The 8,068-nt window shown below is 73.7% G+C and carries 7 protein-coding genes; 6 read left to right on the top strand and 1 reads right to left on the bottom strand.

The window, feature by feature from the left end; translation table 11 throughout:
* A partial coding sequence (locus tag Q7W29_13360) for a HEAT repeat domain-containing protein (protein MDO9172809.1) occupies window positions 1–1,396 on the bottom strand: 1,396 nt, incomplete at its 3' end.
* A gap of 141 nt (window positions 1,397–1,537) precedes the next feature.
* Between Q7W29_13360 and Q7W29_13355 the strand changes: the two genes are divergently transcribed.
* The 6 genes from Q7W29_13355 to Q7W29_13330 form a co-directional block, all read left to right on the top strand.
* Window positions 1,538–2,563 carry an aspartate-semialdehyde dehydrogenase gene (locus Q7W29_13355; protein ID MDO9172808.1) on the top strand — a complete coding sequence of 342 codons (1,026 nt, stop codon included), beginning with the start codon at window positions 1,538–1,540 and terminating at the stop codon, window positions 2,561–2,563.
* 1 nt (window position 2,564) lies between these two features.
* Window positions 2,565–3,365 (top strand): tRNA pseudouridine(38-40) synthase TruA, encoded by an 801-nt coding sequence (gene truA, locus Q7W29_13350; GenBank protein MDO9172807.1) that lies wholly within the window; start codon window positions 2,565–2,567, stop codon window positions 3,363–3,365.
* Window positions 3,362–4,009, top strand: a complete 648-nt coding sequence (gene fsa / locus Q7W29_13345) for a fructose-6-phosphate aldolase (protein ID MDO9172806.1) — start codon at window positions 3,362–3,364, stop codon at window positions 4,007–4,009. The genes truA and fsa overlap by 4 nt, the downstream gene beginning before the upstream one ends.
* Before the next feature lie 48 nt (window positions 4,010–4,057).
* Window positions 4,058–5,284, top strand: coding sequence for a trypsin-like peptidase domain-containing protein (locus tag Q7W29_13340; GenBank protein MDO9172805.1), 1,227 nt, complete (start codon window positions 4,058–4,060; stop codon window positions 5,282–5,284).
* Between the two features lie 162 nt (window positions 5,285–5,446).
* Window positions 5,447–6,745, top strand: coding sequence for an adenylosuccinate lyase (gene purB, locus Q7W29_13335; protein MDO9172804.1), 1,299 nt, complete (start codon window positions 5,447–5,449; stop codon window positions 6,743–6,745).
* A 17-nt stretch (window positions 6,746–6,762) separates the two neighbouring features.
* The coding region (locus Q7W29_13330) for an AIR synthase related protein (GenBank protein ID MDO9172803.1) at window positions 6,763–8,068 on the top strand (1,306 nt) is incomplete at its 3' end.

The following is an 8,068-nucleotide window of genomic DNA, read 5'->3' as shown; positions in this document are numbered from 1 at the left end:
CCGTAGCCGCGGCGTAGGGGTCGGCGCCGAGGGCGACCCGGCGCAGGGCCGTCTCCACGGCCTCGCGGGCGCGGGCCTGCGCGGCGGGGGCGTGGCTTTCCTGCCGGAGGCGGGCCAGTGCCGCCGGCAGGGCGTCCAGGGTGATCAGGCGCAGGCGGGGCGCCAGCGCGTCCAGCTCACCGCAGCGCGCGGCGACCTGGTCGGGGTCCAGCGCGTGGCGCAGCAGGCCGTCCCAGACCGCCTCCTGCACCAGGGGATGGGTGTCGGCGGTCAGGGCGGGCCAGAACGGCTGGTCCTGGACGCCCGCGCCGCGCAGGGCGATGCAGGCGCGGGCGGCCGCCGCGCGCACCACCGGTTCGGTCACCGCGGGCCCGCAGCCGTTCTGCGCGACCTGCAGCAGGCGCAGCCGCCAGACCGGCAGCAGGCTGTCGCGGACGCGCGCTTCGATCGGCAGGGGCGTGCCGGCCGCGACCTCGGCCATGGCCTCCAGCGCCGTGCGGGCCACGTGGGGGTCGGGGCTGCGCGCGCCCTCGCCGAGCTGCCCCACCAGCGGCTGGGCGTCGGCGCTGTCGCGCAGGGCCGCGGCGCCGAGGCGGCCCAGGCCGCGCAGGCGGGCGACGTCGATGCGCGCGCGGTCGCGCCGCGTGAAGCGGCCCGGGTCCTCGCCGCCGGCGACCAGTCCGGCGTAGGCGGCGAGGCCGTTCCCCTGGCTGCCGAGGGCCGCCAGGGCGCGGCAGGCATGCACCCGCACTTGGGCGTCGAGGTGGCGCGCGAAGGGCGCGACGTCGGCGACGAGGCCGGGCACCGGCACCCGCTCGGCGCAGCGCAGGACGCGCCACAGCACGTCGACTTCGGGACGCTCCAGCCCGCCGCGGACGGCGTCGGCCAGGTCCGTGGAGTCGGCGTCGGCGGCGCGGTCGCGCAGGGCGTTCCAGGCCAGGGCCGCCTCGTCGCGCGTGCCGTCGCGGGCGACGGCCATCAGGGCCGCGCCGTCGTTGCGCACGCGCGCCAGCGCGAACAGCACCGCGCGGCGCACCTCGAGGCCGTTGCCCTCCAGGGCCCGGATCAGGGGCTCGGCGGCCGAAGCGTCGCCGACCAGGCCCAGCGCCTCGGCCGCCGCGATGCGGACGGTGGGGCTCGCGTCGGCCAGCCCGGCGATCAGTTCGGTCAGGGCGCCGGTGCGGCCGATGCGGCCGGCGGCGCGCATCGCGGCCAGACGGACGTGGGCGTCGCCGTCGCGCAGGAAGGCGGACAGGGAATCGGCGTCGGCCAGGCGGCGGTCCTCCCAGCGCAGCAGGACGCGCTGCTTGGCGGCGCGGTCCGTGGGCGGGGAGCAGCCGGCGGCCAGCGCGACGGCCGCCGCGAGCAGCAGGATCGATGTCGGGACCCGTCGCATGCCGTTCCTCCGGTTCGGGGCCGCCCCACCCTAGCATCCCCCCGCGACGGTGTCCACGCCGCGGCCTTTGACCGCCGGGGCTCCCGTTGCTACACTGCAGCCTTCGCCGCGCCTCCGCACCGAGAATCCGGGAGCCCTCCCATGCGCACCGCCCTGCTCGGCGCCACCGGTCTGGTGGGCCGCACCATGCTCACGATGCTCGAGACCCGCGACTGGGTCGACGAGCCGCCGCTGCTGCTGACCAGCGCCCGCTCGGCGGGCACGACCCTGACGTTCCGCGGCCGTGCGGTGGTCTGCGCCGACGCCGCCTCCGCGGGCCTCGACGGCGTGCGGATGGCCCTGTTCAGCGCCGGGGGCGCCGCCAGCCGCACCTACGCGCCGCGCTTCGCGCAGGCCGGGTCGTGGGTCATCGACAATTCCTCGGCCTGGCGGATGGACCCCGACGTGCCGCTGGTGGTGCCGGAGATCAACCCCGCCGCCCTGCCGCAGCGCCCGGGGATCATCGCCAACCCGAACTGCTCCACGATCCAGGTGGCCGCCGCGGTGGCGCCCCTGCAGCGGGCCTTCGGCCTGAAGGCCTGCCACGTCACCACCATGCAGTCGGCCTCCGGCGCGGGCGGGCGCGCCCGCCAGGCGCTGGCCGTCGAGCTGTCGTCCTGCCTGCCCGGCCTGCGCGAGGGGCACGCCTCGCCCGCGGTGACCGGCACCGGCGCCTTCCCCCGCCGCCTCGCCTTGAACGTGCTGCCGGAGATCGGCGCCGCCCTGCCCGACGGCAGCTTCGAGGAAGAGGCCAAGGTCGGGCGCGAGCTGCGCAAGATCCTCGGCCTGCCGCAGCTCGCGGTGACCTGCCTGGCCACGCGCGTCCCGGTCTGGACCGGGCACGCGGCCGCGGTGCGCTGCGTCTGCGGGCGGTCCGCGCCGCGCGACGAGGTGGTCGCCGCCCTGCGCGCCGCCCCCGGGCTGGTCGTGGCCGAGTCGCCGCACGGCTACGCCACGCCGCTGGAGGCCGACGGCGCCGATCCGGTCTTCGTCGGGCGCGTGCGCGGGGAGGAGGGCCGCCCCGAGGTGGTCCTGCTGTGGGTCGTGGCCGACAACGTGCGCAAGGGCGCGGCCCTGAACGCCGTGCAGATCGCCGACCTGCTGGCCGCGCGTTCTCGGAGCGTTTGAGTTGGACCGCACCGCGCGCATCGACCTGGCCTACGACGGCACGGACTTCCACGGCTGGCAGTGGCAGCTCGACCTGCGCACCGTCCAGGGCGTGCTGGCCCTCATGCTGGAGCGGCTGCTCGGACGGCCCTGCATGCCGCCGGGCGCCGGCCGCACCGACGCCGGGGTCCACGCCCTGCGGCAGACCTCCCACGCCCGGGGCCTGAACGCCGACGAGGTGGCGCGCCTGGTGCGCGTCCTGCCCCGCTTCGCGCCGCGCGACGTGCAGGTGCTGGACGTGCGCGAGGTGAGCCCCGCGTTCCACGCGCGCTTCTCGGCGCGCTGGCGCCGCTACGAGTACCGCCTCGACCTGGAGGGCGACCTGTTCCGCCGCCGCTTCGCCTGGTGCCCCGGCGAGCCGCTGGACCGCGACGCCATGGACGCCGCCTGCCTCCTGTTCCGCGGCCGTCGCGACTGCAGCAGCCTGTGCAAGACGGCGTCGCTCAACCCGACCAACGACTGCGACGTGACCGATTGCCGCTTGGAGTGGGCCGAGGGCTCGGCTATCCTGCACGTCCGGGCCGACCGCTTCCTGCACCACATGGTGCGCACGATGACCGGCGTGCTGGTGGACGTGGGCGCGGGCAGGCGCCGCCCCGAGGACGTCACGGCGATCCTGGAGGCCCGCGACCGGCGCGTCGCCGGCGGGATGGCTCCGGCCTGCGGCCTGTACCTGGCCGGCGTCGGCTACCCGCCCGAGCTCGATGACCCCGACCACCCTGGAGATCCTGCCGAAACCGCGACCCCGGAGGCGACCCCATGAAGTTCTTCATCGACACCGCCGACCTCGACGAGATCCGCGACGCCCTGTCGATGGGCGTGCTGGACGGCGTCACGACCAACCCCAGCCTGATGGCCCGCGCCGGCCGCAAGGACACCGACAAGCTGTTGAAGGAGATCTGCGACCTGGTCGAGGGGCCGGTCTCGGGCGAGGTCGTCGCGCTCGACGCCGCGGGGATGATCAAGGAGGGCCGGCGCCTGTCCGGGCTCAGCGAGCACCTCGTGGTGAAGATCCCGTTGACCATCGACGGCCTGAAGGCGACCCGCGCCCTGTCCGACGAGGGCATCCCCGTCAACATGACGCTGTGCTTCTCGGTCAGCCAGGCGCTGCTGGCCGCCAAGGCGGGCGCCGCCTACGTGTCGCCCTTCGTCGGCCGGCTGGACGATATCAGCCAGGACGGCATGGGCCTGATCGAGGACATCGTCGAGGTCTACGAGAAGTACGAGATCGGCACCGAGATCATCGTGGCCAGCGTGCGCCACCCCGACCACGTGGTGCGGGCCGCCCTGCTGGGCGCCGACATCGCCACGATCCCCCACAAGGTCATCAAGCAGCTCGTCCAGCACCCGCTGACCGACCAGGGGATCGCCGCCTTCATGAAGGACTGGAACAAGCTGCAGGGCTGACGCGTTGAAAACGGGAACGCGCGCCGCGGCGCGCCCCGGAGGTGAACCGTGCGCAAGGCGCCCGTCTGGACCGGCATCGTCATCGGCCTGCTGTTCGGCCTGCTGCTGGGCTCGGCCTTCCTGCTGGGCCGCCGGACCGTCGCGCCCGCGACGGTCGCCGACGGCCGCGACACGGTCGTGGTGCGCGAGGTCCCGGTCGGCTCGCCGGCCGCGATCGAGCAGGGACGGCGCAACGCCATCGTCACGGCCACCGAGCGGGTCGCGCCCACGGTGGTCAGCATCAACGCCATCCAGCACCGGACGGTCACGCGCACGCTCGCCCCGCGCGGCTGGGAGTACTTCGAGCGCTTCTACCCCGGCATGTTCCCGCAGCGCGCTTTCCGCCAGGACGTCTCGAACCTGGGTTCGGGCGTCATCGTCTCGAAGCAGGGCCACATCCTGACCAACGTCCACGTGGTCGAGAACGCGGACGAGCTGCTCGTCTCGCTCCACGACGGCCGGCAGTTCACGGCCCAGGTGCTGGAGATGGTGCCGACCTGGGACCTGGCGCTGCTGCAGATCGCCGGCGAGGTGCCGTCGGACCTGCCGACGGCGGTCATGGCCGCCGAGGACACGCGCCTCTACATCGGGGAGTGGGCCATCGCCATCGGCTCGCCCTTCGGCTACCTGCTGGCCGACACGCAGCCGACGGTGACCGTCGGGGTGGTCAGCGCCGTCAACCGCGACATCAAGCGCACCGGTTCGGACCAGCAGATCTTCCTGGGCATGATCCAGACCGACGCCGCGATCAACCCCGGCAACAGCGGCGGCCCGCTGGTCAACAGCAGCGGCGAGGTCGTCGGCATCAACACCTTCATCTTCACCGAGAGCGGCGGCAGCATCGGCCTCGGCTTCGCCGTGCCCATCGACCGCGCCCGCTGGATCCTGCGCGAGGTGGACCAGTACGGCTACTTCCGCCGCGCCTACGTCGGCTTCGGCATCCTGCCGGTCAACGACGCCATCGCCAAGGCGCTGGGCATGGACGAGGCCCACGGCTTCGTCGTGCGCGACGTGACGACGGGCTCGCCGGCGGCCAAGGCGGGCCTGGTCCCCTACGACGTGCTGCTGACGATCAACGGCATCGAACTGGCCGACGTCGACACCTTCAACCGGCTGGTCTACGAGGCCAAGGTCGGCACCCGGCTGGAGTTCACGGCCATCCGCGACGGGCGGCGCTTTTCCGGGACGATCGTCCTGGAGGAGGACCCGCAGCGGCGGCGGAACGCGGCCTCCTGACCGGCCGGAAACACGCTTTCCTTCCCCCAAACGATCGGTTATGTTGCGCGGGTCCGGACCCGACTGCCCGTTCGTCCCCCGTCGACGTCACGACGGAGAGGGCTGCAAGATGTTGATATTGTGCAAGTTGGCTTCTCTCGAACCCCGGGATCGAGGTGCGGCGTGATTCCCCGTTACGAAACCCCGGCCATGCTCGCCATCTGGTCGAACCGCCGCAAGCTGGAGATCTGGCAGGAGGTCGAAGTCGTCGTCTGCGAGGTCCGCGCCGACCGCGGCGAGATCCCCCCCGAGGCGGCCCGGCTCATCCGCGAGCGGGCCGCTTTCGACGAGGCGCGGGTGCTGGAGATCGAAGAGACCGTCCAGCACGACGTCATCGCCTTCCTGACGAACCTCGGCGAACACATCGGCCCCGAGTCGCGCCACGTTCACGAGGGGATGACCAGCTCCGACCTCACCGACACGGCCTTCGCCGTGCAGCTCCACGAGTCGGGCCTGGTGCTGCGGGCGGCCCTGGTCGCGCTGATGGCGACGGTCAAGGCCCGCGCCCTGGAGCACCAGGACACCGTCATGGTCGGGCGCAGCCACGGCATCCACGCCGAGCCCACCACCTTCGGCCTGAAGCTGCTGGTGTACTGGTCGGCCCTGCGGCGCTCGCTGCGCCGCCTGGACGCGGCCATCGAGGAGGTCACCGTCGGGCAGATCTCCGGCGCGGTGGGGACCATGGCGCACCTCGACCCCGAGGTCGAGGCCGAGACCATGCGGCGCCTGGGCCTGGCGGTCGCCCCGGTGGCGACGCAGGTGCTGCAGCGCGACCGCCACGCGGCCTTCCTGAACGCGCTGGCCCTGGCCGGCGCGACGCTGGAGCAGATGGCCGTCGAGATCCGCAACCTGCAGCGCACCGACGTCCACGAGGTCGAGGAGCCGTTCGGCGCGGGCCAGAAGGGCTCCTCGGCGATGCCCCACAAGAAGAACCCCATCGTCAGCGAGCGGATCACCGGCATGGCCCGCCTGCTGCGCGGCTACGCCCACACCGCGATGGAGAACGTCGCGCTCTGGCACGAGCGCGACATCAGCCACAGCAGCGTCGAGCGGATCATCTTCCCCGACGCCTGCCACCTCCTGCACTACATGCTGCAGAAGATGACCTGGCTGGTCGCGGGGCTGGTCGTGTTCCCGGAGCGCATGCTCGAGAACATGGACCGCGCCCGGGGCATGGTCTACAGCCAGACGGTGCTGCTGGCGCTGGTGCGCGCCGGCGCCACGCGCGAGGACGCCTACGCCGCGGTGCAGCGCTGCGCGATGCGCGTCTGGGACGAGGGGGCCGACTTCCGCGAGGCCCTGCGGAGCGACCCGGTCGTGTCCGACAGGCTGACGGCGGCCGACCTGGACCGCTGCTTCGACCCGGCCTGGCACCGCCGCCACGTCGGGCAGCTGTTCGCGAGGACCCTGGCTCAGGAATAGGGACGACAGGAGCAGGCATGACCCGCGACCCCTCCTTCGACACCGTCGGCGTCGCCGCCCTCGACGACGCGGCGCTGGTGCGGGCGCTGCGCGCCCACGCCCTGACCCTCGACGCCGCCGAGGCCCGCCGCGTCCGGGAGCTGCTCGGCCGCGACCCCACGCTCACCGAGCTGACCCTGTTCGACACCATGTGGAGCGAGCACTGCTCCTACAAGAGCAGCCGGCCCACGCTCAAGGAGTTCCTGCCGACCACCGGCAGCAACGTCATCGTCGGGCCGGTCGAGGACGCGGGCATCGTGGACTTCGGCACCGTCGACGGCGTGCGCTGGGGCGTCATCATCGCCCACGAGAGCCACAACCACCCCAGCCAGGTCATGCCCGTCGAGGGGGCGGCCACCGGCATCGGCGGCATCGTGCGCGACGTCTACTGCATGGGCGGCGAGGTGATCGGCGTGTTGGACCCGCTGCGCTTCGGCTGGCCGCTGGGGGAGGGCGGGGCGCACCGGCTGGACATCGCGCGCGAGGTGGTCACCGGCATCTGGGAGTACGGCAACGCCCTGGGCGTGCCGAACCTGGGCGGCGACGTCTACTTCCACCCCTCCTTCGACGACAACTGCCTGGTGAACGTGGTGGCCCTGGGCCTGGTGCCGGCCGACCACATCACGCATTCCGCAGTGCCGGCGCAGGCCCGCGGGGAGCCCTACGACCTGATCCTGGTCGGCAAGCCCACCGACTGGAGCGGCATGGGCGGCGCCGCCTTCGCCTCGGCGACCCTGGACGCCGGCGCGGCGATGGAGAACAAGGGCTCGGTGCAGGTGCCCGACCCGTTCCTGAAGCGCGTGCTGACCGTCGCCAACCGCGAGGTGCTGCGGCTGGCGCGCGAGCGCGGGATCGTCGTCGGCTTCAAGGACCTCGGCGCGGGCGGCGTCAGCTGCGTCACCAGCGAGCTGGCCGACGCCGGCGGTTTCGGCTGCGACGTCGACCTGGCCCTGGTGCACGTCGCCGGGGACGACGTGCCCGCGCGCGTGATCGCCTGCTCCGAGACGCAGGAGCGCTACGGCCTGGCCGTGCCGGCCCGCTTCACGGCCGAGGTGCTGAAGGTCTACAACGAGGACTTCGCCCTGCCCGACCTCTACGAGGGGGCGTGCGCCCGGCGCATCGGCAGGGCCACCGACGACGGGATCTACCGGCTGCGCCTCGGCGACCGCGTGCTCTGCGAGGCGCCGATCGCGACGGTCACCTGCGGCATCGCCTACGCCCGCGCCGAGGCCCCGCCGCCGCCGCCCGCGCCCGCGCCCGCGCGCGCGACCGAGGCCCCCGACG

It is taken from the genome of bacterium, from assembly GCA_030654305.1.
GTDB lineage: Bacteria > Krumholzibacteriota > Krumholzibacteriia > LZORAL124-64-63 > LZORAL124-64-63 > PNOJ01.
This window is presented reverse-complemented; position numbering and strand designations above follow the sequence as displayed.